At 31.2% G+C, this 25,328-nt stretch carries 27 protein-coding genes; 15 read left to right on the top strand and 12 right to left on the bottom strand.

Translation table 11 applies throughout. The features are described 5' to 3' along the window. The first annotated feature begins 3 nt into the window (after positions 1–3). From CLU82_RS06205 to CLU82_RS06190, 4 genes are read left to right on the top strand one after another with little or no spacing between them, the layout of a single operon-like run. Positions 4–657 (top strand): hypothetical protein, encoded by a 654-nt coding sequence (locus CLU82_RS06205; RefSeq protein ID WP_100842268.1) that lies wholly within the window; start codon positions 4–6, stop codon positions 655–657. Next, positions 644–1,330 (top strand): SCO family protein, encoded by a 687-nt coding sequence (locus CLU82_RS06200; RefSeq protein ID WP_100842267.1) that lies wholly within the window; start codon positions 644–646, stop codon positions 1,328–1,330. Before CLU82_RS06205 ends, CLU82_RS06200 begins: the two co-directional genes overlap by 14 nt. Before the next feature lie 20 nt (positions 1,331–1,350). After that, positions 1,351–1,893 carry a DUF420 domain-containing protein gene (locus CLU82_RS06195; RefSeq protein ID WP_100842266.1) on the top strand — a complete coding sequence of 181 codons (543 nt, stop codon included), beginning with the start codon at positions 1,351–1,353 and terminating at the stop codon, positions 1,891–1,893. Beyond that, positions 1,883–2,143 (top strand): hypothetical protein, encoded by a 261-nt coding sequence (locus tag CLU82_RS06190; RefSeq protein WP_369828988.1) that lies wholly within the window; start codon positions 1,883–1,885, stop codon positions 2,141–2,143. The genes CLU82_RS06195 and CLU82_RS06190 overlap by 11 nt, the downstream gene beginning before the upstream one ends. A gap of 86 nt (positions 2,144–2,229) precedes the next feature. Here CLU82_RS06190 and CLU82_RS06185 read toward each other — a convergent pair whose 3' ends face one another. After that, positions 2,230–3,645, bottom strand: coding sequence for a DUF4403 family protein (locus tag CLU82_RS06185; protein WP_100842265.1), 1,416 nt, complete (start codon positions 3,643–3,645; stop codon positions 2,230–2,232). A 165-nt stretch (positions 3,646–3,810) separates the two neighbouring features. On the opposite strand from CLU82_RS06185, the gene CLU82_RS06180 reads away from it, so the two are divergent. From CLU82_RS06180 to tsaB, 7 genes are all read left to right on the top strand, one after another. Continuing rightward, complete coding sequence (locus CLU82_RS06180; protein WP_100842264.1) at positions 3,811–4,512, top strand: ABC transporter ATP-binding protein; 702 nt, start codon at positions 3,811–3,813, stop codon at positions 4,510–4,512. After that, positions 4,505–5,749 carry an ABC transporter permease gene (locus tag CLU82_RS06175; protein ID WP_100842263.1) on the top strand — a complete coding sequence of 415 codons (1,245 nt, stop codon included), beginning with the start codon at positions 4,505–4,507 and terminating at the stop codon, positions 5,747–5,749. The genes CLU82_RS06180 and CLU82_RS06175 overlap by 8 nt, the downstream gene beginning before the upstream one ends. Before the next feature lie 2 nt (positions 5,750–5,751). Next, on the top strand, positions 5,752–7,017 hold the full coding sequence (locus CLU82_RS06170; protein WP_100842262.1) for an ABC transporter permease: 1,266 nt from the start codon (positions 5,752–5,754) through the stop codon (positions 7,015–7,017). A gap of 42 nt (positions 7,018–7,059) precedes the next feature. Beyond that, entirely contained in the window at positions 7,060–8,178 is a 1,119-nt protein-coding gene (locus CLU82_RS06165) for an efflux RND transporter periplasmic adaptor subunit (protein ID WP_100842261.1), read from the top strand. A gap of 75 nt (positions 8,179–8,253) precedes the next feature. Next, complete coding sequence (locus CLU82_RS06160) at positions 8,254–9,630, top strand: TolC family protein (protein ID WP_100842260.1); 1,377 nt, start codon at positions 8,254–8,256, stop codon at positions 9,628–9,630. Between the two features lie 6 nt (positions 9,631–9,636). Continuing rightward, complete coding sequence (locus CLU82_RS06155) at positions 9,637–10,929, top strand: efflux RND transporter periplasmic adaptor subunit (RefSeq protein WP_100842259.1); 1,293 nt, start codon at positions 9,637–9,639, stop codon at positions 10,927–10,929. Between the two features lie 186 nt (positions 10,930–11,115). Then, positions 11,116–11,787 carry a tRNA (adenosine(37)-N6)-threonylcarbamoyltransferase complex dimerization subunit type 1 TsaB gene (tsaB, locus tag CLU82_RS06150; protein WP_100842258.1) on the top strand — a complete coding sequence of 224 codons (672 nt, stop codon included), beginning with the start codon at positions 11,116–11,118 and terminating at the stop codon, positions 11,785–11,787. Between the two features lie 7 nt (positions 11,788–11,794). On the opposite strand, the gene CLU82_RS06145 is transcribed toward tsaB, so the two are convergent. The 3 genes from CLU82_RS06145 to CLU82_RS06135 form a co-directional block, all read right to left on the bottom strand. After that, a complete protein-coding gene (locus CLU82_RS06145) occupies positions 11,795–12,631 on the bottom strand; it encodes a mechanosensitive ion channel family protein (RefSeq protein ID WP_100842257.1) in 837 nt (278 codons plus the stop codon). A 116-nt stretch (positions 12,632–12,747) separates the two neighbouring features. Further along, the gene (locus tag CLU82_RS06140; protein ID WP_100842256.1) at positions 12,748–13,179 is read right to left on the bottom strand and encodes a hypothetical protein; all 432 of its coding nucleotides are present in this window, start codon (positions 13,177–13,179) and stop codon (positions 12,748–12,750) included. 215 nt (positions 13,180–13,394) lie between these two features. Further along, positions 13,395–14,288, bottom strand: coding sequence for a NifU family protein (locus CLU82_RS06135; protein ID WP_100842255.1), 894 nt, complete (start codon positions 14,286–14,288; stop codon positions 13,395–13,397). A 123-nt stretch (positions 14,289–14,411) separates the two neighbouring features. On the opposite strand from CLU82_RS06135, the gene CLU82_RS06130 reads away from it, so the two are divergent. Together CLU82_RS06130 and CLU82_RS06125 are read left to right on the top strand one after the other, a co-directional pair. Then, on the top strand, positions 14,412–15,407 hold the full coding sequence (locus CLU82_RS06130) for a type IX secretion system membrane protein PorP/SprF (protein ID WP_100842254.1): 996 nt from the start codon (positions 14,412–14,414) through the stop codon (positions 15,405–15,407). 17 nt (positions 15,408–15,424) lie between these two features. Beyond that, the gene (locus tag CLU82_RS06125) at positions 15,425–15,937 is read left to right on the top strand and encodes a gamma carbonic anhydrase family protein (protein ID WP_100842253.1); all 513 of its coding nucleotides are present in this window, start codon (positions 15,425–15,427) and stop codon (positions 15,935–15,937) included. A gap of 23 nt (positions 15,938–15,960) precedes the next feature. Here CLU82_RS06125 and CLU82_RS06120 read toward each other — a convergent pair whose 3' ends face one another. From CLU82_RS06120 to CLU82_RS06100, 5 genes are all read right to left on the bottom strand, one after another. Then, positions 15,961–16,674, bottom strand: coding sequence for a LytTR family DNA-binding domain-containing protein (locus tag CLU82_RS06120; protein ID WP_100842252.1), 714 nt, complete (start codon positions 16,672–16,674; stop codon positions 15,961–15,963). Positions 16,675–16,680: 6 nt separating this feature from the next. Then, positions 16,681–17,508 (bottom strand): sensor histidine kinase, encoded by an 828-nt coding sequence (locus CLU82_RS06115; RefSeq protein ID WP_232735224.1) that lies wholly within the window; start codon positions 17,506–17,508, stop codon positions 16,681–16,683. Positions 17,509–17,805: 297 nt separating this feature from the next. Then, positions 17,806–18,018 (bottom strand): DUF4907 domain-containing protein, encoded by a 213-nt coding sequence (locus CLU82_RS20980; RefSeq protein ID WP_232735223.1) that lies wholly within the window; start codon positions 18,016–18,018, stop codon positions 17,806–17,808. A gap of 136 nt (positions 18,019–18,154) precedes the next feature. Then, entirely contained in the window at positions 18,155–19,153 is a 999-nt protein-coding gene (locus CLU82_RS06105) for a kelch repeat-containing protein (RefSeq protein WP_100842250.1), read from the bottom strand. A gap of 17 nt (positions 19,154–19,170) precedes the next feature. After that, positions 19,171–20,040, bottom strand: coding sequence for a DUF6268 family outer membrane beta-barrel protein (locus CLU82_RS06100; protein ID WP_100842249.1), 870 nt, complete (start codon positions 20,038–20,040; stop codon positions 19,171–19,173). A gap of 229 nt (positions 20,041–20,269) precedes the next feature. On the opposite strand from CLU82_RS06100, the gene CLU82_RS06095 reads away from it, so the two are divergent. Then, the gene (locus CLU82_RS06095; RefSeq protein ID WP_100842248.1) at positions 20,270–21,592 is read left to right on the top strand and encodes a DUF4270 family protein; all 1,323 of its coding nucleotides are present in this window, start codon (positions 20,270–20,272) and stop codon (positions 21,590–21,592) included. Further along, positions 21,593–22,831 (top strand): OmpP1/FadL family transporter, encoded by a 1,239-nt coding sequence (locus tag CLU82_RS06090; protein ID WP_100842247.1) that lies wholly within the window; start codon positions 21,593–21,595, stop codon positions 22,829–22,831. It begins immediately after the preceding gene. Here CLU82_RS06090 and murI read toward each other — a convergent pair whose 3' ends face one another. The 3 genes from murI to CLU82_RS06075 form a co-directional block, all read right to left on the bottom strand. Continuing rightward, positions 22,832–23,611 (bottom strand): glutamate racemase, encoded by a 780-nt coding sequence (gene murI, locus CLU82_RS06085; RefSeq protein ID WP_100842246.1) that lies wholly within the window; start codon positions 23,609–23,611, stop codon positions 22,832–22,834. A 152-nt stretch (positions 23,612–23,763) separates the two neighbouring features. Next, on the bottom strand, positions 23,764–24,264 hold the full coding sequence (locus CLU82_RS06080) for an OmpH family outer membrane protein (protein WP_100842245.1): 501 nt from the start codon (positions 24,262–24,264) through the stop codon (positions 23,764–23,766). 33 nt (positions 24,265–24,297) lie between these two features. Further along, complete coding sequence (locus tag CLU82_RS06075) at positions 24,298–25,296, bottom strand: OmpH family outer membrane protein (protein WP_100844951.1); 999 nt, start codon at positions 25,294–25,296, stop codon at positions 24,298–24,300. Between the last annotated feature and the right edge of the window lie 32 nt (positions 25,297–25,328).

The following is a 25,328-nucleotide window of genomic DNA, read 5'->3' as shown; positions in this document are numbered from 1 at the left end:
TAAATGAAAAAAAATATTGTTCTTTTTGTGTTGTTTGTATTGCCTATCGTAGCGTATTTGTTTTTTGCTTCGGGGATTAATAGCTTTACAAAATTGCCAGTAATCACGCCAAAAATTCCAGATTTTGGAGAATGGAAGTCTCTAAATGGCGAAAAAGTAAGTTTGGACCATAAAATTACAATTCTTGGTTTTTCTGGTACTGAAATTCTTAAAAACAGAGGTAATTATTTCAACTTGAATGAAAAAATTTATCAGCGATATCATGATTTTAAGGACCTGCAGTTTGTTGTGATGGCTCCTTTAGGAACCGAAAAGGATGTTAAAATTGTGGTTGATGCTTTGGGGGCTTTTACAGATGTTAGTCAATGGCATTTTGTTTTTACTACTCCTGAAGAAATTAAGACATACTATAGTCAATTACAATTAAAAGGTGCTTTAGATACTGATTTGGGAACTCCTAATGTTTATATTGTAGATAAAGAGAGAAACTTAAGAGGTAGAAAAGAAAAGAAGGGCTATAAAGAAGGTTATAGTACATTTCATCCAGCTGATTTAAGTAATGAAATGCTTGACGATTTTAAGGTTATTCTTTACGAATATCGTGCAGCTTTAAAAAAGAATCATAACGCAACAAAAGAATTAGATGTTAAAAAATAAATCATATATAGGAATTTCTTTTGTAATTCTAGTTTTTGGAATATATGCTATTCCAAAAATTGTTGAAAGAGTACAAAATAATAGTGTTGTTCAAGGAGATCGTTTGGATAAAGTAAATACGTCTAAAGAAGTAGATGAAAAACTAGTTAAAATTGGGCCTGCTCCAAGATTTGAACTTACTAATCAAAACAACGTGAAAATTTCTAATGACTTTTATAAGGGTAAAGTCTATGTTTTAGAATTTTTCTTTGCGACTTGTCCATCTATTTGTCCTAAAATGAATGCCAATATGGTAACGTTGCAAAATACTTTTTTTGGAAACCCAAATTTTGGTATTGCCTCTATTACGATAGATCCGGCACATGATACACCAGCAGTTTTAAAGGAACATGCAGAATTATTAGGTGCAAAATCTGCTAATTGGAATTTCTTAACAGGAGATAAAGACTATATCTATAATTTATCTAACAAGGGATTCAATATTTATGTTGGTGAAAATAGTAAAATTCAAGGTGGTTTTGAACATTCAGGACTTTTTGCTTTGATTGATAAAAAAGGGAATATCAGATGTAGAAAAGATGATTACGGCAATCCAGTTATATATTATGATGGACTTGAAAAAAAAGGAGTTAGAGAAATTCAGCAAGATATTCAAGCTTTGTTGAAAGAATAAATAAAAGTAGATTTAAAGTAATGGAAAATAATACTGTAGAACAAAAATATAATAAATGGATTGTGTTGTTATCAATTGCTATTCCAGTTGTAGTAGCAGTTCTTTTTAAAGTGAAGTTAAAAGATTTTGGATTTAATGTAGCTCCATTATCGTTTTTGCCGCCAGTTTACGCAACTATAAATGGAATAACTGCAGTGCTATTGGTTTCGGCAGTTATTGCGATTAAAAATGGGAATAGAAAGCGTCATGAATTGTTAATGAAGATGGCTATTGGATGCTCGGTTGCTTTTTTGGCAATGTATGTGGCATATCACATGACAGCTGATTCAACTAAATATGGTGGTGAAGGAATTATGAAAGGAGTGTATTACTTTATTTTGTTGACACACATCGTTTTGTCCATTGCAATCATACCATTAGTTTTGATAACCTATGTTCGTGCGTTGGCAAGTAAATTTGATAAGCATAAAAGAATTGCAAAAATTACTTTTCCAATTTGGTTGTATGTTGCAGTAACCGGAGTGATTGTGTATTTAATGATTTCGCCGTATTATGCTAATTAAGTCAAAAGTCAAAAGTCAAAAGGCGAAAGCTGCTTTTTGGATGCGTTTTGTTTCTTGTTTCTTTCTTCTTGTTTTTAATCTATATGCAAATGCACAATGCGCTATGTGCCGTGCAGCTTTAAATGGAGAGGATAATAAAGTTAAAGCCGAAGCAATAAATGATGGAATTGTTTATTTGATGGTCATACCTTATGTACTTGTTGGTGCACTTGGGTATTATATTTATAGAATGAAAAAGAAAAAATCTTAAGTAAGGTTATTATTCAATAGAAAAAAGTCAACTTCAAATAATATGAAGTTGACTTTTTTATTTATTCTAAAGTTGAAAAGACTAATTTATTTTAGTCCATCAATTGAAACGTTTATTATTCCATTGACTTGGATAAAAGCAATAATGGCTTGATTCGTTAGTTCTACTTTTTGAAACTGAATGTCATCCATTTTTCCATTTATAAAAACACCAGGCATAGGGGAATAATTTTTTAAGTAAGCTGCCATGCTTTGTTTCGCTTCATCTAAATTTTGCTTGATAGAATAACGGCAACTTTCCTGCATTTTTTTTAAAATAATTCCTTGAGCCAGCCAATTTGCAGTTCTCATTAATCTGCTTTTAGTATCTAATACATAGTCTAGTTTGTCAAAATATATTTCTTTTGTTGTGTCGTTGTATTGTGGAATTCCATTCAAATAAACGGTTCCGTTTACTGCTCCCAAAAGGTCTAAAGCAATTACTATTTTGCCCTCTTTGTGCCAAATAACTACATTTTGAACTTTAACTTTTTTGCTTCCTGATCCAAATTCCTGTCCAACAAAATTTTTTGTCATTACTTGTGAAGCCTCTTGATAAGTAGATACTGCTGCTATATTGGCAGCTATTTGTTCTGGGATTTTATCAACTGCTTTTAGAACGATTTTATTTTTATCAAATTTAGAATCAGGTTTTTTTCCGATCAAAGTTTCCATGTTGCATTTCATGCCCATATTGAGTAAAAAGGAATCGTTTTTAAGTTTGGCATTTGTAGAATACACTTCTAACGGTACAATTCTAAGCCAGCTTTTATATTCCTGACTCATTTCAAACGGTGTAGATATTTTAGAAATCGCATCCATAACATTCGGTTTGAAATCCATAGAATTTTCTATAGCAGCATCAATGCTTTTTTCGATTTGTGATTTAAAAAGGCTTACTGCTGGGTTTATAAGATAGGTAACAGGCATGTTTTTTCCAAAAACGGTCATTGATGGACTTTCAACCCAATCAAGAGATTTTAGATTTGTTTTAGAACTAAGTTTCCAATTGTTTAAATTTACGCTACTTAATAATGTGACTACTCCGTTCAGATTGAATTCCTGATTTTTGTATAAGTCAACCCCCATGGTTTTTGTTCCGATTCGGTATTTTACCCAAACTTTTAATGGTAAAACAGTTTTTATTTTTTCGCCTTCTTTGCCGTGATCATTTGTGATGGTTATTGGGGCTTGTTTCCAGATTTTAATTTCAATATTATCATCTTCGATCTTATTGTCTTCATAAATTAAGCCATTTAGTAAAGTATTAGTTTGGTTTTCAATGTCTTTTAGTTTAATGCTTACAGGTAGATTGATAAATGAGGGAGTACTTGTATAGCTCAGCGGTACAGCGTCATCTGGCTCAGGTTTTAGAGCTTCAATTTTTTGAGATGTAGAAGAACAACTCGTTGTTAATGATGTGATTACTGTTAAAATAATTAGGCATGAGAAAGATTTTAGCATTTGTTATGTTATTTTTGATAGCAAATTTAACTAAACAAATATATTTTTTTAAATGTAACTGTAACATTTTTGTCGGAAATAAGTCTTATGTATTGAATTGATGAGTAGAAACTTTTTTCTTGTTGATTTTTTAAAAGATAAATTGATTTTAAAATATATGCAATCATGATTGAAATTAAAGACTTACATAAATCATACAAAATGGGGCATACTGAATTGCATGTCTTAAAAGGAATTAATTTCAATATAAAAGAAGGTGAATTGGTTGCTATTATGGGATCGTCAGGATCTGGAAAATCTACGTTATTGAATATTTTAGGCATACTTGATGAGGCAGATTCGGGACTTTATACATTGGATAATGTACCCATCAAAAAATTAAATGAAACTATTGCTTCAAAATATCGAAACCAATTTCTTGGTTTTGTTTTTCAATCTTTCAACTTGATTAATTATAAAAGTGCTTTGGATAATGTGGCTTTGCCTTTGTATTATCAAGGGATAAAAAGGAAAGAACGCAATGAGATTGCTATGAGATATTTAGAGAAAGTAGGTCTCGCTACTCATTCACATCATTTGCCAAGTGAACTTTCTGGAGGACAAAAACAGCGTGTAGCAATTGCGAGAGCTTTGGCCTCAAATCCAAAAGTTTTATTGGCGGATGAGCCTACAGGAGCATTAGATACATTGACTTCTTATGAAGTAATGGAGTTGATACAGGGAATCAACGATGAAGGGAAAACTATTTTGATAGTTACACACGAGCCTGATATTGCGGCTATGTGCAAAAGAAATGTCGTTCTAAAAGACGGATTAATTATTGACGATAAAATGGTAGAACAAGTTAGAGCTTCTTCTTATGTTTAATATAGAACGTTGGCAAGAAATATTTGAGGCCATAGCCAAAAATAAACTGAGAACTTTCCTCACGGGAGTCTCTGTGGCTTCTGGTATCTTTATTCTGGTAATTCTTCTTGGGGTTGGCAAAGGCTTGCAGAATGGAATTGAAAAGCAATTTGAACATGATGCTGCTGGGATAATTGAAGTTTGGTCAGGGGCAACTACAATTGCCTACAAGGGACTAAATCCAGGAAGGCAAATACAATTTAGAAATAATGATTACGATATTTCAGTTCAAAAATTTGGAGAGCAATTTGATAAAAATGCATCCATTTACAGAGCATGGGGAGTGAGTATTGTATATGGTAAAGAATCAGGAAGCTATCAATACCGCGGAGTAAACCCCGATGGTTTAGCAATGGAAAATGTAACTATTGTTAAAGGTAGGTCTATTAATGCAAATGATTTGATTCACAATGAAAAAGTCGCTGTGATTGGTCAAAAAGTTAAATTGGATTTATTCAAAGAAAAGAGTCCTATTGGAGAACAAATTGTAGTGAATAATATCAATTTTAAAGTAGTTGGTGTTTTTACAGATCCAGGTGGAGAAAGAGAGGAATCGAGAGTATTCCTGCCTTTAAGTACTGCACAACAGGTTTATGGATTGGGGGACAAAATAAGTAATATGTCTTATACGCTGAAAAAGAAAGATAGTTATGAAGAAGCTGTAGCGGAGTCTGAAAAATTCAAAAAAGATTTAGGAGCATTGTTGAGAGGTAAAAACGGTGTTGCTCCTACTGATGAAAGTGCAGTTTCAATTTTTAATTCTGTTGTTGAAGCCAAGAAATTTTATGATTTGAATCTTTATATCCGTTTGTTTTTTTGGTGGGTTGGGATATGTACCATTATTGCAGGAGTTGTTGGTGTAAGTAATATTATGATGATTATTGTTAAAGAGAGAACCAAGGAGATTGGTATTCGAAAAGCGCTGGGTGCATCGCCAATTTCAATTATAATAATGATTTTGCATGAATCAATATTTATAACAACTATTTCTGGTTTCATTGGGTTACTAACTGGATTGGCACTTTTAGAATTAATCGGGCCTCATGCTCAAAGTGAATATTTTGTGAATCCACAAGTTGATTTTACAGTGGCAATCTCAACTTTAATTGTTTTGGTGGTTGCAGGAGCTTTGGCAGGATTTGTTCCGGCTTACAGAGCAGCCAAAATTAGACCTATTGTAGCACTTAGAGACGAATAATTATGTTTGATAGAGAAAATTGGAATGAAATTCTAGAGGCCTTAACTGCCAATACCTTCCGGACCCTGCTTACGGCTTTTGGTGTTTTTTGGGGTATATTTATTTTAGTAATTTTATTAGCTGCTTCAAATGGTTTGGAGAATGGTGTCAAAAAAGGATTTGATGGTATTGCTACTAACACTATGTTTATGTGGACACAGACTACATCAAAACCATATAAAGGATTGCCTAAAACCAGGAGATATGATTTTAAGAATAGTGATGTAGATGCTTTAAAACAAAAGTTTCCTGATTTATTGTACGTCTCTCCACGTAATCAATTAGGTGATTTTAATGGAGTGAGTAATGTTATTAGAGGTACAAAAACTGGAGCCTATACTATTTATGGAGATTATCCCGAATTAGTTAAACAAGAGCAAATGGATATTGTAAAGGGGCGATTTATCAACCATCAAGATATTCTTTTGAGACGTAAAGTAACAATAATTGGTCAGGGAGTTATCAATGAATTGTATGCGAATGCTGAAGAAGTAATGGGGACTTATATTAAAATAAATGGAGTCAACTTTATGGTGGTTGGAGTATATAAGTCAAAAGGGCAAAATAATGGCAATGCTGAGTCGGCTCAAAAAAATATTTTTATCCCTTTTACCACCTTTCAGCAAGCTTTTAATTTTGGGGATAAAGTAGGTTGGATGGCACTTACAGCAAATGATGATGCATCAATTACGGAACTTAAACCTGGAATTCTGGCATTCATGAGAGAAAGACATTATATTCATCCAGATGATGAAAGAGCTGTTGGTAATTTTGATTTATTTGAAGAATTTCAAAAAGTGCAGGATTTGTTTATGGTTCTTAAATTCATAGCCTATTTTGTTGGGACTTTAGTATTGTTGTCAGGAATTATTGGGATTTCAAACATTATGCTAATTGTAGTAAAAGAACGTACAAAAGAAATCGGTATTAGACGGGCGTTAGGAGCAACTCCAGGAGCAATTCGATCCCAGATATTATTAGAAGCAATCTTTTTAACAATAATAGCAGGCATGTTTGGTATTGCGGTAGCAACAGGTTTAATTGCTATTTTGAACATGATTTTGTCATCAATGCCAACAGAAGGGATGATGTTTATTAATCCGAGCGTAGATTTAGTAGTCGTTTTTATAGCCTTGTTCATATTAGTTGGGTCTGGATTGTTAGCTGGATTTATTCCTGCACAAACCGCTATAAATGTTAAACCTGTAGAAGCATTACGAACAGAATAAAAAGTCAATCAAAAAATAATAATCGAATAAAAAATTTATAAAATGAAAAAAGGAGTTACCATAACCATATTGATTTTAATTGCAATAGTTTTTTTCGGGGCATTATATTATTTGTATGCCAAAAACCAAGAATCTCCTATCGTTTTTGAAACGGATAAAGTTGAAGTAAAAACGATTGTAAAAAGTACTCTTGCCACAGGGAATATTGTGCCAGATGAAGAAGTGTTAATCAAACCAAATATTTCGGGAATTATTGAACATGTTTATATAAAAGCAGGAGAGTCTGTTAAAGCAGGTGATATGATTGCTAAAATTAAGGTTGTTGCGAATGTTTCTAATTTAAGTAATTCTCAAAATCAAGTAAAAACTGCACAAATTGAACTAGATAATCAAAAGAAATTATTTCAAAGACAAAAAACATTATTTGATAAAGGAGTAATTTCTGCTAATGATTTTGATGCGGCGCAATTGGCTTATAATCAAGCTAAACAAAATTATAGTGCATCGGTTCAGGGATTTGACATTGTAAAGACAGGAACAAGTTCAGGATTAGGTAATTATGCAAATACTTTGATACGTTCTACTGTAAATGGAATGGTACTAGATGTTCCAGTAAAAGTGGGTAATCAAGTAATTGAAAGTAATAATTTTAACGAAGGAACTACTATTGCCAGTGTTGCAGATGTTGGAAGAATGATATTTGTTGGAAAAGTAGATGAGTCTGAAGTAGGGAAAATAAAATTAAATATGCCTATTGAAATTACCGTTGGGGCTATCGAGAATAAAAAATTCACTGCTGTTTTAACTGATATTGCACCTAAAGGTAAAACCGAAAATGGAGCAATTCAATTTGAAATAAAAGCAACATTAACCAATAGAGATAATACTTTTATCAGAGCAGGATTAAGTGCTAATGCTTCGATTATTCTTGAAAAGGCTGATAAAGTTCAGGCAATAAAGGAATCGTTGGTGCAATTTGATAAAAAAACTGAAAAACCGTATGTTGAGATTCAAACAAGTCCTCAAAAGTTTGTAAGAAAGGATATTACACTTGGTGTGAGTGATGGAATTTATGTTCAAGTAAAAAGTGGTATTAAGTCTTCTGATAAAATTAAAGTTTGGAATCAAGGTTTAATAACGGATGGACCAAAACCAAACTAAATATATAGGTTTAGGTATAAAAAAGATAAGTTAAATATGCGTGGTCGGTTAATTACGCTTTTATTCCAATATAAAATGAAAAAAATAAATTACATAAAGATTGCTTTGGTCTTGTTGGTTGGATTGTCCTCTCAGGCACAAACTAAAGTTTGGACTTTAGAAGAATGTGTGAGATATGCATTAGAAAATAATATCACGATACAAAACTCGGAACTAGATTTGAAAAATGCTGATATTAATAAAAAAGATGCATTTGGTAGTTTTCTTCCCTCTGTAAGAGGAAGTGCTTCACATTCTTGGAATATTGGTCTTAATCAAGACGTTACAACTGGAGTTTTACGTAATCAGACTACTCAATATTCATCAGTTGGTTTAAATGCGGGAGTGGATATTTATAAAGGTCTACAAAATCAAAATACTTATAGAAGAGCAAAATTATCAATTATTGCATCTCAGTATCAATTGTTAAAAATGCAGGAAGATATTTCGCTTAATGTTGCTAATGCTTTTCTTCAAATTTTATCTTTTAAAGAAGATTTAAAAGTAAAAAAAGAGCAAATGGCTATTGATGAAAAACGTTTAAAACGTTCTGAAGAGATGGTAAAGGCAGGGACAATTCCAAGAGGTGATTTATTTGATTTAAAGGCTACTATAGCAACAGATAAACAAAATATTACGGTTTCAGAGAATAATTTATTGATATCAAAATTAAGTTTAGCACAGCTTTTACAATTAAAAGAATTTGCAGATTTTGATGTTGTAGATGATACAAATGCTAAAGATGAATATAATATTATGGCTCAAAGTCCAATCGATATTTATAATAAAGCAAAAGAAACAAGAACAGAATTAAAACTGGCACAAACCAATCTTGAAATTGCTGAAAAAAATGTTGCTATTGCAAAAGGAGGTTACCAGCCAACTTTAAGTGCTTTTTATGGTTTTAATACAAGAGCAAGTTATAGTGATCAAGTTAAATTTGATGAAAGTAACAAGCCTTATACTACAGGACCTGATCCAATATTTGATCAGTTCAGTAATAACAAGGGACACAATTTTGGGTTTCAATTAGATGTGCCAATTTTTAATGGGTTTTCTGTTAGGAATAATGTGGAACGTAATAAAGTAAGTTTAGAAAAATCTAAAATAGATTTAGAGCAGAAAAGTTTAGATTTGCAACGTAATGTTTATACCGCTTTTACAGACGCGAAAGGCGCTTTGAATACGTATGAGTCAGCTACAGTAGCTTTAGAAGCGAGACAACAGTCATATGACTATGCGAAAGAAAAGTACGATGTAGGATTAATGAATTCTTTTGATTTTACTCAATCTCAAACATTGTTGACGAATGCTCAAACGGATGTTATAAGAACAAAATACGAATACATGTTCAGAATAAAAATACTTGAATTCTACTTTGGAATTCCAATTGTTCCAATTATCAAAAACTAGTTAATCATGTCAAAAAAAACAATTTACATTTTAGTAGGATCAGTAATAGTAATTATTGGGGTTTTAATTGGGCTTTCAAAAGCAGGAATTATTGGGAATAAAGATAAAGGTAAAGAAATTGAAATAGCGAATGCTGAAACAGGTACAATAGTTGAAACCGTTTCTGCTACTGGTAAAATTCAACCCGAAATAGAAGTAAAAATAGCTTCGATGGTTTCTGGTGAGATTATAGATTTGCCAATAAAAGAAGGTCAGGTAGTCAAAAAAGGAGATTTATTAGTGAAAATAAATCCAGATTTATATACTTCTGGATTAAATAGAAGTGTTGCTAATTTATCTGGTTCTAAAGCAGGTTTAAGTCAGTCTGATGCTTCATTTAATGAGGCTAAAGCCAGTTACGAAAGAAACAAGATATTGTTTGATAAAGGTATTATTTCTAAATCAGATTGGGACAAGGCTATTTCATCTTTTGAAGTTGCAAAAGCGAATAAACAATCTGCTTATTACAATGTACAAAGTGCTTCGGCATCTGTAAATGAAGCTAAAGATAATTTAGGGAGAACCGTAATTTATGCTCCTGCAGATGGAACAATTTCTGTATTGAATGTAGAACTTGGTGAAAGAGTTTTGGGAACGCAACAAATGGCCGGTACTGAACTTCTAAGAGTAGCTAACTTAAATAATATGGAAGTTGAAGTTGATGTTAATGAAAATGACATCGTGAAAATTAAAGTTGGGGATTTAGCAAACGTAGAAGTGGATGCTTATTTGAAAAAACAATTCAAAGGTGTTGTAACTAGTATATCTAATTCTGCAAGTACTGCTTTAACAGCAGATCAGGTTACTAATTTTAAAGTAAAAGTTAGAATTCTAAAAGATTCTTATAAAGATTTGATTGCTGGAAAACCCGTTACTTATTCTCCATTTCGTCCAGGAATGACAGCTACAGTTGATATTATTACAACAACAAGGGCGAATGTGGTTAAAGTTCCAATAAGTTCCGTTGTAGTAAAGTCTGATACAACAGCGGTTAAAATGGGACAAATGGATGGTTCCGAATCTAATCAAAATAAACTAGCTCCCAAAAGTGATAAAAAATTAGAATGTGTTTTTGTTAAAGTTGGTGATAAAGCTAAAATTAGAATCATAAAAACAGGAATTCAAGATGATACTAATATTGAAGTATTATCGGGGCTTAAAAAAGGGGATATTGTAATTACAGGGCCTTATACGACGGTTTCTAAAGACTTGAACTCTGGTGATAAAGTGTTTATTTCAAAGGAAGGAGATAAAAAATAATCTTAAGGCTTTTGAAAACGGATTTCTGTTAATCTCAATTTATATATATATAACAAAACACGTTTAGATTTTTCTAGACGTGTTTTTTTATTAAGGATTTTTGAAAATTCGGTGTAAATTTGCACTCATATCATTTTATAGCTATTCTATATTGTATAGATTGGCTTTAATATTAAAAACTAGAAAGTGTCCTATATTCTCAATATTGAAACGGCTACCAAAAATTGTTCTGTTGCTCTTGCAAAAGATGGAAAAACTATATTGTGCAAAGAAATAGCCGAAGAAGGGTATTCACATGCTGAACGATTACATGTTTTTATTGAAGAAATTATCAATGAAACAGGAATTAAAATGAATGATTTAGCAGCAGTTGCCGTAAGTCAAGGACCAGGTTCTTATACAGGTTTGCGAATAGGTGTTTCGGCGGCCAAAGGATTGTGTTATGCTTTGAATCTACCTTTGATAGCAGTCGATACTTTACAAACATTGGCTTCAAAAGTTACAATAGCAGATGGTTTAATTGTTCCGATGATTGATGCCCGCAGAATGGAAGTATATAGTGCTGTTTTTTCTGCCACTTTAGATAAAAAGCGTGAAGTTTTAGCTGAAATTATTGATGAAAATTCTTTTGAAGTTTTTTCAGAGAAACTATATTTTGTTGGTGATTGCAATGAGAAATGCAAAACTGTTTTGACTAAAGAGAATTTTGTTTTTTTAGATGATATTAAATATCCTTCTGCAAATGAAATGAGTGCTTTGAGTTTTTGTAAATACAAAACAAGCGACACTGTCGATGTCGCTTATTTTGAACCTTATTATTTGAAAGACTTTTTGATTACTACTTCAAAAAAGAAGTAGAATTGATTTACTCTTTATTACTTGCTGATTTGGATAGTTCCGTAACATACGGTTGAAAAGTGATTCCAGCTGTATCAAAAGCCAATTTACAATTCTCCAAAGTATCTGATATTACCGAGCTATAATCGGTATTATTCGCCCAAGGTCTTACGGCTAGTTGAATAGAATTGTCAGTTATGTTTTTTACAGATACTTCTGCATCCGGTGAAGTAAGTACTTTAGTATTGTTTTTAAGGACTTCTGTTATGATATTTTTAGCCGTTTTTAGATCAGTATCATAAGAAATGGAAATCGTTAAATCTGCTCTTCTAGTTCCTTGCATTGAATAATTAATGATCGTTCCATTCGATAAAGTACCATTGGGAATAAAAATGGTTTGGTTATTCGAAGTGATTAATTTGGTTACGAAAATTTGAATTTCTAGAACAGTAGCCAATACTCCTTGTGCTTCAATAGTATCTCCTACTTTAAAAGGTTTAAAGAGAATAATGAGCATTCCTCCAGCAAAATTAGACAGTGAACCTTGTAATGATAAACCAACTGCTAGTCCCATTGCGCCTAGAATAGCAACAAATGAAGAGGTGCCTATGCCTAGTTTGTCAATAAAAGTAACAAATAATAATACTCTTAAAACCCAAAGTAAAATATCGGCAAGAAACTTACTAAGGGTAGGATCTAGATTTCTTTTGATCATTATTTTTCGAATAAGTCTGTTGATTATTCGAATAGCATATAGACCGATAAATAGAATAATTAAAGCAGAAATAACCTGTGGAGAATATTCTAATATTTTTGTAATGAAAATGTTTGCGTATTGCTCAATGTAATTTGTATCTAAAATCATAATGTAATTCATAAAAAACCTTCTCAATGGAGAAGGTTTAGATTGAACCGCAAAATTACTAATTTAATATTTTTTAAGAAAGACAATTTAGTGTCTTATTTGGTTAAAATTGAAATTTAAATTTTTGGTGTATCCGAATCGCCTTCGTCAGTTTTTTTATTATCTGTTAAGTTATTTAAGGCTTCGGCTCCTTTTGTTTTAGCATCTTCTATAAGTGACTCTGCTTTTTCAATATATGGTGCGGCAGCTTCTTTAGCTTTAGCAACCGAATCGTCTATAAAAGCTTCTGCTTTATCTATGTGAGGAGCAGTTGTTTCTTTTATTTTGTTTACAGTTTCTTCTACAAATGCTTCTGCCTTTTCTACATGTGGAGTTGCTGTTTCTTTTATTTTGTCAACAGTCTCTTCTACAAAAGCTTCTGCTTTGTCTACGTAAGGCTGTGCAGCTACTTTGGTTTCTTCAATTGCTGTCTCTGCATGCTCTATTAGCTCATTTGTGGTTTCTTTAGCTGAGCCAAATAAATTTTTTAAAAATGATGATACTCCCATATGTTTTTATATTTGGTTAAGATATCAAAAATAAGCTTTTTTAATTTAAATTACTGAAAATCAATTGCTATTTATGCTTTGAGAAGAACTTTAGATTACTTTAAAAGAGTATATGCTAAGTGAAAAGAATAAAAAAAGCGTTTCGAAGAGAGAAACGCTTTTAAATTTTAAAAATTGATTTTATAAAAAAAAATCAATTTCAATAACTATAATAATTATACAGCTTCTACTTTAATTCCTTCATCATTCAACATACTTTTTAACATATTTTCGATACCGCTTTTTAAAGTGAAAGTAGATGATGGGCACCCGTTACAAGCACCTTGCATAATTACTTTTACTGTTTTTGTAGTATCATCATAAGAATCAAAAAGAATATTACCTCCATCTGCAGCAACTGCTGGTTTTACATATTCTTCTAAAATATTAATGATTTTTTGAGAAGTTTCGTCAAGGGAGTCGAATGATTCATCTTTAGCTTTTTCGTCTTTTACAATCGTTTGAATTAAACTTTCATCAAGAACAGTTCCTCCGTTTTCGATAAATTGCTTGATAAAAGTTCTTAATTCTAAAGTGATATCCTGCCATTCGTTGATGTCATATTTTGTAACCGAAATATAATTTTCATCAATAAATATTTCTTTTACATATGGGAATTTAAATAGTTCGGTTGCCAATGGAGATGGTGCACTTTGATCTATGTTTTTAAATTCAATAGCATTTTTTGTAATCATTTTATTGACTACAAATTTAAGAGCAGCTGGATTTGGTGTAGATTCACCATAAACAGTAATCGCTTGCTTTTTGGCTTTATTCTCATCTGCTACAATGATAACCCCGCCTTTGTCTACATAGGCTTCGATTTGTTCTGCAACAGCTTCTTTTACGTCGTCCCATTCTACAATACTAAATCTTTCTACAGCAATAAAATTTCCGGAAATATATACCGTTTTTACAAATGGTAAATAGAAAAGTTGTTGTGCTAATGGAGAGGCTTTAGCTTCGTCTATATTTTTAAATTCAAAGCTTTCATTTTGAGTGATAAAGTCTTGAAATTCAAATTTTATTATAGTAGGGTTTTGCGTTTCTTTTATAGTAACTTTTGTCATGAGTTTTGTGATTTTTTGCAAATTTACTAAAGTTATTTTCTACGTTTACCTATATTTGGTTTTTTAATGAATAAATTAACAAAAGTTTATTTTTCGCATTTAATTTTATAAAACCGCCCCCAAATGTATACCAAAATTAAGTTAGTAATTGTTCTCTTTTTTATTAGTTTGAATACCTTTTCACAGGAAGGAATTCCTGTTTATTCCGATTATTTATCGGATAATTATTATTTAATTTTTCCATCTATGGCAGGTGCTGCCAATTGTAGCAAAGTAAGGCTTACTGCGCGTAAACAATGGTTTGATCAAACGGATGCTCCAGCTCTTCAAACATTAAGTTACAATGGCCGAGTAGGAGATAGATCTGGAGTAGGAGCCATAGTTTTTAATGATGTAAATGGATACCATTCTCAATTTGGTTTCAAAGCTACGTACGCACATCATCTTTTATTTTCTAGAGATGAAGTGGATTTGAATCAATTGTCTTTTGGTGTTAATGTTGGTTTTAATCAAAGTCAGCTAGATGAAACTGAATTTCAAAATTCGGGAGATTATGACCCAGTTCTTGGTAATATAGTACAACATACATCCTATTTTAACTTAGATATTGGTGCTTCATATAACCTTCTTGATTTTAGTTTAAATGCTGTTGTCAAAAATGTTTTAGAAACACGTCAAACGCTTTATACAGAATATGAAAGTGATAATTTGAGAAAATTTATTATTAGTGGTGGTTATGTTTTTGGTAATGCTGATAAAATTTTATTAGAACCATCACTATTGTATCAATTTGTTGATAAAACAAAAGAAAGCTCATTGGATATGAATTTAAAAGCCTATAAAAATCTTGAATTAGGACAACTATGGGGAGGATTATCCTATAGAAAAAGTTTTGATGGTGCCGATTATAGCAGTGGTGGAGGTACTAACAGTCAGAAATTACAATATATTACCCCTATCTTAGGTTTTAATTACAAAAGCTTTATGTTTGCGTATACCTATACTCATTTGTTAGGAGAAATTCAGTATGGCAATTCAGGATTTCATCAAATTACTTTAGGTTTTAACTTTTTATGTAAACCTGTAAAATATGATTGTAATTGTCCTGCGATTAATTAATTATAATTATTTAAACAATGATAATAAAATCTGTTAACGGGAAATCGCCAAATATACCTGAGGATTGTTATGTGGCTGAAAATGCTACTATAGTCGGAGATGTCACTTTTGGCGATGAATGTAGTGTGTGGTTTAATACTGTAATTCGTGGAGATGTAAATTTTATTACTATTGGTAATAAAGTTAATATCCAAGATGGTGCAATTGTTCATTGTACTTATCAAAAATATCCTACTATTATTGGTAATAATGTTTCTATTGGTCACAATGCAATTGTTCATGGATGTACAATTCATGACAATGTGTTAATTGGAATGGGAGCAATAGTTATGGATAATTGTATTGTTGAAAGTAATTCAATTGTTGCAGCAGGAGCAGTAGTTACTCAAAATACAATAATTGAATCGGGATCTATCTATGCTGGTGTACCAGCCAAAAAAGTGAAGGATATTGATCAATCTAATTTTGCTGGTGAGATTGAACGTATATCCAATAATTATGTGATGTACTCAAGTTGGTTTAAAGAATAAATCAATATTCTAATATCTTCAAATTAAATATTTATTTTTTCAAAGAAAGAAGTTTTATAACTTTCACTAATTGGGATTCTTTTTTCGGCAATTAGAACCTTATTTTTTTGGATGGATTTTACATGTTTGATATTGATAATATAGGAACGATGAATCCTTGCAAAACCTTTAGAAGATAATAAGTTTTCTAGCTTTATTAAACTTATTAAGGTTAGAGTGTATTTGTTATCTGTAGTGTATATTTTGACATAATCTTTCAATCCTTCAATAAAGAAAATATCAGAAAAATTAATTTTTACATTTTCATATTCAGCCCGAACAAACATAAAATCATGTTCGATTTCTGGAGCACTTGTTATTTGATTGCTTGTCGGAAGACTTTTTGGAGCAAAAATTTGTTGTGCTCGTAATACTGCTTTTAAAAAACGATTAAAAGGAATTGGTTTTACTAAATAATCTACTGCGCCAAGATTAAAACCTTCAACGGCATAATTAGAATAAGCAGTTGTAAATATTATCAATGGTTTTTTTTCGATAGCATTGATAAAATCAATTCCAGAAAAATGAGGCATTTCAATGTCTAAGAAAATTAAATCAATCTCTGTTTGATTGATTATCGATATAGCGTCTATGGCGTTGGTAAATGTCGTTACTAATTCTAGAGAATCTACTCTTCCAACAAATTCTACTAATAAATCTACGGCTAATGGCTCGTCGTCTATAATAACACATTTCATATTTTTCTATTTATGAGTTTGGTGGAATGTTAAATTTGTTTTTGGTTGAATTTGATCTAACTGTAAAACCAAATGAACGGTATATTTTAAATCTATTGATGTTAGATTCAATTGATGGGTGTTTGGATAAAGCAAAGTAAGTCGATTTTTAATGTTTGCCAAGCCAATTCCTGAGTTTTCAGGGTCTTTCGTGTTGTTTTCAATTTTGTTTTCTACCCAAAAATTGAGTATATTTTCTTCAATTGTTATTACAATTTTAACATAAGCAGTTCCTTTATAGTCGGTCCCGTATTTGAATGCATTTTCTATAAAAGAAATCAATAACATGGGTTCTATAAATTTATCTTTAGTATTTCCATGTATGTTTATACTAATGTTTTCAATATTATTAAGTCTTAATTTTTGTAGCTCAATATAGTTTTTGATGTAGTCGATTTCTTTTTCTAGTAAAACAGATTTATTGTCTGTTTCATAAAGCATATATCGCATCATTTCTGATAAGGTGACTATGGCATCTGGTACTAAATCTGATTTCTTATGGGCTAATGAGTAAATACTATTTAATGAATTAAACAAAAAATGTGGATTTGTTTGTTTTCTCAAATAGTTTAATTCTGTGGATGTTCTTTGACTTTCGGCAATTAACTTGTTTTGTTGGTCGTTATAAAATTCAGATAATGTTTTAATAATTGTGCTAATGGCTACAATTAAAATATAAAAGACTGACGGTACAATTTTAAAGAAAAAGGGTTGCTGAGTTCGATGGATTCTAAGATTTAAATTTTCAGTTTTATAGGGTAATTTCGGGTAGTGGGCGTCATTTGGAAATCTCATCTCCCTAAATTTAGGCATGAAAAATTCATACCTGAAAACCATGAAAATTATGATCAAAAATAGTATGATACTAATGTAATAAACATATTTTTTTTGTAAAAGAAAATGAGTGACAAGGTATATATAATTAAGATAGAATAGAATTATTCCAGTTATCCATTGTATATAAAAATCTGTACTAATACGAAAGGGACTTTCGTAAAATTGAATAAGAGAAGTACTAATAAAAAAACACCAAATAACACTGTGAATGAGTATTTTATTGGAATCGCTATTTTTTATTGATACAATGTTCATCTACATTTTTATTTTTAATAAAATTAATTCATTTTTTGTAATTGTGGGTGAATTATTGGAGTTCAATTTTTTTAACACCAATTGTCCAACTATCAAAGCTTCTTTTTCTGTTTTAAAACCTTTGGAGTTACTAATTACAGGTATAATAGTTTGTTTTATAATGATTTTATCGTGGTTGGTAATTTGATAGCCCCATCCATTTGGAACTTGCATTGTTTGAATTTTTAAATCTTGTTCTTTTCGACAGAATAGAAACAGTAATAATCCGATTACGAATATAATCAAGCACAAATTTAAAATATAAGACAAATTCTTCTGGATATTTTTCCAGAAGAATTTGCTATTGGTATTAATTATCATCGTCATTTTGTTCTTGTTGTGGCTTGAATTCCCATACATCATCAAAATAAGAAGTACCTGATTTTCCTAGTACGATGAAGCCTCTTTCTCCATTTATAGTTATTCCAGTAGCATCAGATCTTCCAGATCCTTCTAGTCCTGTTTTATTAGTCCAAATGTCTGTATTTGGATTGTACTCCCAGATTGTATTTCCGCTTGACCCACAAGCAATGTAACCTAAACCATCTATAGTGAAACTTGATGCATTGGCTCTGGTGATTGAATAGGTATCGTGATCACTTTCATCATCATCTAAATCTCTTTTTCTCGTCCAAACATCAGTATTGGGATCAAAGGCCCAAAAGTCAACTTGGTTTACACCACTATTTATTCCTGTTCCTAAATAAGCAATGTCATTAATTACAAATACCGTAGCATTTCTTCTTTTGTTACCGCTAAAGCCATTTACTTGAGTCCATGTGTTATCCGTGGCGTTATATTGGTAAAAATCTTTTAAATAATTACCATCGAATCCTGTACCTAAATAGGCTTTTCCACCTACTTGGAATCCTACTGCACCATAACGAGCTGTTCCAGCAAAGTCTGCTTTTTGAGACCATGTATTAGTATCTGGGTTGTATTCAAAAAAGTCTTTTAATTTATTTGTACCGTCATAACCTAGGCCAACATATCCTTTTCCGTCTAATTCGAAACCACTTCCAGAGCTTCTTGCAATGCCTGTAAAGTCTGCTTTTTGTTCCCAATAATCGCCTGTCGAATTATATGCCCACAAGTCTTTTAGATACTCATCTCCTGTATAACCAGTCGTTATATAGGCATAAGTTCCAATAACAAAATTAGTAGCACTAGAACGTGCTGGGCCATCAAATGCTGATTTTTTTACCCAGTTTCCCAGTGTGTCATCATCATCATCATCATTATTGCAGCCCACGAAAATTAAGCTAATAAGTAATGTAGTAATAAATATCCCTTTTTTTAAGTGTTTCATAATCTGTATGGTGTTTATTAAAGTTTATATTTTATGCTAATAGAAAAGGTGGTTCCATTTTTTAAGTCCTGATTTATTTCTGTAATTTTATTTTCATCCGAAAACTTAAATTCTTTGTTAGTAGAATAGCCTCCTTTAAAATTTACAAACCAAGAGGTGTCTATATTTCTTTCGTATTGTAAAGTGGTCTCTATTTGAGAAAATCCTACTTTACTAATAGAGCTTAAGTCATTAGTTATTATGGATGGATTTAGGTTGTAATTGCTTCCGGTAAAATCATTGTTTATTCTAAACGTATTGCGAATGGAATTGGAATAAGAGAGTTCTGAATTTGGGAATCCCAATTTTAAAAAGATTTCTTCGTTGAATTTATGATTAAATGCGAAAGTTGGCAGTATTTGGGGTTTTCCAAAAACAGTCATTCTTTTTATTCCTAAATCAATGCTGTTGTTTTTGTTTATTTGTTGATTGATCTCAACTCCTCCTAAAACAGTTATATCTGAAATGTTTAAAGTATTTTGAAAATTCATTGTTGGTTCGATACTCAAATTCAATTTTGTTTTTTCTGTGAATTGATGAGTAAACTCAAATGCATTAGTCAAACTATTAAAATGAGTATCGCTATAATTAGAATTATAATTTTCTAATAGATAGCTCTCTATCTCATCAGTAATAGTTGTGCTCTTATATTTAAAAGTATTTGTCAATGTATTCGTAGCATTAATATTTTTAAAAAAGTGCATTCCAATTTCGGTTTGTTTGATTGAACCATTATCAATAGGTTCAGTTTTGGTATTAAACTCAATAGTATATTCATTTTGTGCATGAATACTAAATACCGGGATCAGAATGAAAAGCAAAAGCTTAATAAAATTATTTATTCTCATTATTTATTTATTGGTTCAAAAGTAGCTGTGTTGTTAATTAATAAAAAAGATTATATATACATGACTTTATTTTATAGACAAACTGGCGATTAATTGGGTTGAATCCCGATTTGAAATAGAATAACATCATGTAGATTGTTTTTTTGCTTTTATAGATTGATTAAGCCAAGTGGTATATGTTATTAGGACTGCTAGAATAGTGGCTTATATATTTGCTCAAAAAATAGATATGTACAAGTTTTTGTTTTTAATTTTTTCGGGCTTACTAATTATTTCATGTGATTCTGATGTTGACGCAGGTGAATTTATTGTCGGATCTGATTACTTAGCGCTTAAAAATAAAGTGCTTCTAATAGATACACTTACGGTTGATGTTTCGACGGTAAAACTCGACTCTTTGATTACTTCTAGTGAAAGTAGAATTTTGGTTGGAAATTATGATGATCCTCTTTTTGGGAAAGTTAAATCAGATAGTTATTTTCAAGTTTCAACAGATTATTTTAATTTGTATAGTCAAAATTCTGACACTGATGCTACGGGATATGTCTTTGATTCCATAGCAATGATTATGCGCTATGACGATTATTATTATGCTGATACCACTAAGGTTCAAACATTAAATATTCATAGGGTATTAAAGAATTTTAAGCCCAATGTTAATGATAATAGTTTCTATAACAATTCGAGTTTAACATATGATGATACAAGTTTAGGGTCTATAACGTATAGACCAAAACCTATAGGAAGGGACAGTATCAATATTAAATTGGACAATGAATTCGGTACAGAACTTTTTAATAAGTTTAAGAATAATGAAATCGAAAATGCTACAGATTTCACAGATTATTTAAAAGGGTTTGTATTAAAATCATCTTCCAGTATATCTTCCAGTGTAATTGGATTTAACTTATCGAGTGTCCTTCGACTGTATTATTCAAAAGGAGTAGGAGGAACTGATGATAATTATACTAAAGATTTTACAATTTTAGATATAAGTAAGCAATTTAATGCTGTTTCCTCTGATAGAGGAGGAACTTTGATTCAAGATTTGCTCTTATCTAAAATGAGTTTGTCTAGTGTTTATACTGGTAATAAGGGGTTTATTCAATCGGGTGCAGGGATTGCATGTAGAGTAGATTTTCCAAACATAAAGCAATTACAATACCTCGCAGAAAAAGGTGCTATTGTAGATGCAAAGTTAATAATGAGGCCAGTTAAAAATTCGTATTCTGAAATGTTTCCATTGCCTGAAAAACTAAGTGTTTATGTAGTTGATAATTTGAATCGGTATAAAACAGCTTTAACAAATTCTGATGGTAGTACTGCTGTTGCAACGCTTAGTAATGGGAATGATGAATTTGATGAAAATGTAACTTACCAATTATCTTTAGGAGCTTTTTTGCAAAAGGAAATGCTCAAAGAGTCGGATTCCAAAAGCGGTTTACTTTTTACTTTGCCCACTTTGTCTAAAATTGTAGATAGGGTTGTTTTGGGAGATCAAACAGAAAAGGAAAGTAAAATGAAATTACAAATTTATTATATAACATATTAGATGAAAAATAGAGTTTCGTTTTTAGTTTTAGTGATTTTTTCTTCTTTCTGCGCTTATTCTCAAAGTATCGCAACTTCGCCTTATTCATTATATGGGTTAGGTAGTTTATATGAAGCCAATTTTGGATTAACTCCTGCTTTGGGTACAGCTGGTATAGCATTGTCTTCGGATGGTTTTATCAATAATAAAAATGCAGCGTCTCTAGTTGATATTCCAACCAATAATTTCTTTTTTGAGATTGGTGGAGTTGGAATTCAATCTTCTTTTGAAGACAATCTTAGAATAGAAAAAAGAAATAATTTTCAGTTTTCTCATTTTGCTTTTGCTTTTCCAATTACTAGTAAATCGGCTTTTAGTTTTGCGTTGACTCCTTATTCAAGTTCTTCGTTTAAAATATCAGAATTGAAAATCCCTATAATAGATGGGAATAACGAGTATTACTATCTTAATGTAATGGGAACTGGAGGATTAAATAATTTGGATTTATCCTATGCTTATAAATTAAGTAACAAGTTATCTTTAGGTTTTTCTGCTTCAGTTTTGTTTGGAAATACTACAGACGAGAGAACTTATACCATTAGTAATTCGGTTACTAGTATAGATAAAAAAGTAAATTATAGAGGTATTCGCCCAATTTTTAGTTCACAATTCAAAATAAATCCATCGTTAACTTTAGGATTAAATGTAAAATCTCCCACACGAGTGAATGCAGTAAAAATCCAATCGGTTACTGTTGTAAATGATACAGGATCGTCATCTTTAGAGACTGATGAACAATCGGATACGGATGATTTTTATTTGCCTTTAGATATTGGACTTGGTTTCAATAAATCTTTTAAAAATAAATTTAATGTTACGTTTGATTACGAGAAAAGTTTTTGGAATGATACGAATCAGTCTGATATGTATGGCAATTTTTCGGATCAGGAAAAATTTTCATTGGGGTTTTCATATCAAAAAGCTAAAACATCCAGAAGTTATTTTGATAAAATAAAATTTGCAGCAGGGGTACATTATGATACAGGATATTTAGAGGTAGATAATAAAAAAATAAATGACAGGAATTTTTCAATTGGGGCTTCTTTACCTTTAGATCGTCTGTCTTCTGCTTTGTTTATTTCTTATACTTATGGTAGCAAGGGAGAAATAACAAATTCATTAATTCAAGAAAATTATCATAAATTATCATTAAGCCTTAACTTAGATGGAGTTTGGTTTGTTAGAAAAAAATTGGAATAGTTAAAAGTTTTTTACTTCAACTGTGTATTTGTTTTCTAAAATTTCGCTTAAAACTTTAGAGTCAGTGTTGGTGTAAAAAATAGATTCTCCTTTTTTTTGGGCACTCGAAAATCCTGTTTTTTCTCTGAGTATATTTTGGGTTTGTTTAGCCACAGCTTCGCCTGAATCTATAATATGAATATGTTCAGGAAGAATTTTTTTTATCTGAGGAATTAAATAAGGGTAATGACTGCAGCCCAATACCAAATAATCTATATTCGCTTCAATCATTGGAGTGAGATAGGAATACAATAATTGAGTCATTTCTTGAGAATAAATTTTGCCGTCTTCGATCAATTGAACTAAGCCATGGCCTATTTGTTCGATAATTTTAGTGTCTTGAAACTTTTCCGTTGTTTTATTAAAAAGCTCGCTATTCAGTGTTCCTTTAGTAGCTAGTATTCCTATTGTTTGAGTTCTGGAGTTTGTTGCTGCGGGCTTTATGGCTGGTTCTATTCCAATAAAAGGAATAGTATATTTTGTTCTTAATTCTTGAATAGCATTAGTTGTAGCGGTATTGCATGCTACTACAATTAATTTGCATCCCATTTCAATCAACAAATCAGTATTTTTCATGCTTAATGCAATGATTTCATTTTTTGATTTTTGTCCGTAAGGAGCATTTTTGCTGTCTGCTAGATAGATGGTTTGCTCGTTAGGTAATAAATCATGGATAGCTTTCCAAATAGAGGTTCCTCCAATTCCAGAGTCAAAAACACCAATAGGATTATTGTTTGTCATGGTTTTAAGTTTAAAAAAGCGCAGTTGTTTTATCAAGCGGTTCTATTGAAACAGGTTTTCTAAGTTAAATATACTATATTTAATTATGTAAAAAAAAACTGCTCACTCCAATTTTTTTAGGAATGAGCAGTTTTTTATTGATTTTCTTTAGATTAAAAACCTAAATCTTTTTTTACATCAGCAGTAATGTTTGTTCCGTCAGCAAGTAAAAGAGTAGATCCATCAAGTACATACTGGAATCCTTTAGCTTTACCAACTTTTTGGATAGAAGCTCTTACTTTTTCCATAATTGGTTTTACGATTTCAGATTCTTTAGCTTGTAATTCTTTTTGAGCATTATCTCTAAAGTCAGTGATTCTTTTTTGCATGTCTTGAACTTCTTTAGAACGTTCTTGATTTACTGCTTCAGTTGCTGTTGCAGATTCATCACCATATTTTTTTAATTTTGCTTGGTATTCTTCAACCATTTTTTTGTAGTCAGCATCATAAGTAGTGCTCAATTTTTCCAATTGCTTTTGAGCATCTAACATAGCTGGCATTTTCCCCATAATTTCGCTAACATCAACATGTGCTACTTTAGTTTGAGCGTTTGAAATTTGAGTGGCTCCTAAAAATAGTATCGCAGCAATTAGTAAAGTTTTGAATTGTTTCATCGTTTTAAAATATTTATAATTAATTAGTGTTTGTTATTTATCTTCATTCGCTTTTTTGAGAGCTTCTTTATCTTGAATTTCTTTTAATCTCTTTTCTTCAAGTGCTTTTCTATTGGCTTCTCTTTCTTCCAGAATTTTTTTTCTTTTTTCTTCTAAAGCTTTCTTACGTTCCTCCTGAACATTTGGCTTAACCTCCTCGGTTGTTGTTTTAGCTGTTTCAGTTCCAGATGAGGCTGTTGTGCTTTTTGTTTCTGTATTTGATGGTGCAACAACTGTGCCATTTTTTTTAGCTTCTCTTTCGGATAACAATTGCTGTCTTTTTTCTTCGTATTTTTTCTTAGCTTCTTCTTGAGCTGCTTTTTTATCAGCAACTAATTTTTCTCTTGCTGTTTTTTTATCTAATAGAGCTTTTTCTCTTTGAGCTAGCTCAGGGCTTTCATCTATAGCATCTTCTTTTGCTTCTTTAGCCTGTTCATCTTTTAACTGTTTTTTAGTTAATTGCTCCCTTTTCTCTGTTCTGTTTAATATTCGAATTACTTGATCACTAATGTCAAATCTTTTTGCAGCAAAAAGAATAGTTAGGTGCGAAGATTTGTCAAATATAAAATCATATTTTTTGGCCTCAGCAATATCTTGAACCGCTGTGAACACTTGATCTTGAATTGGTTTTACTAAACCATTCTTTTGGATCATCAAATCTCCATTTGGACCAAATCTTTTTTGTTGATAATCTAACTTTTCAGTTTCAAGAAACTTTATTTCAGTTTCTCTCTCTTCTATCAATTCAGCTGTTAATAAAGGTTTTTCAGCTTTTAAGGCTTCAGTTAGTTTATTAATTTCAATTTTTTTAGCTTCAACTTCCTGTTTCCATTTCTGAGCTTTTTGCTCTAATTGTGTTTTAGCCTCAATGTAGTTGGGTACATTTTGCAATATGTATTCCATATCAATGTAGCCAACTTTGTTTCCTTTGGTTTGTGCGTTAGTTGTTGTTACAATAACGGATAAAATTATAAATAAAAATTCTTTTCTCATAATTTTTAATTTTAGAAATTTCAAACCAAATT

Source organism: Flavobacterium sp. 5 (genome assembly GCF_002813295.1).
Lineage (GTDB): Bacteria > Bacteroidota > Bacteroidia > Flavobacteriales > Flavobacteriaceae > Flavobacterium.
The sequence above is the reverse complement of the archived record's forward strand: the minus strand, read 5'-3'. Positions and strand labels throughout refer to the sequence as shown.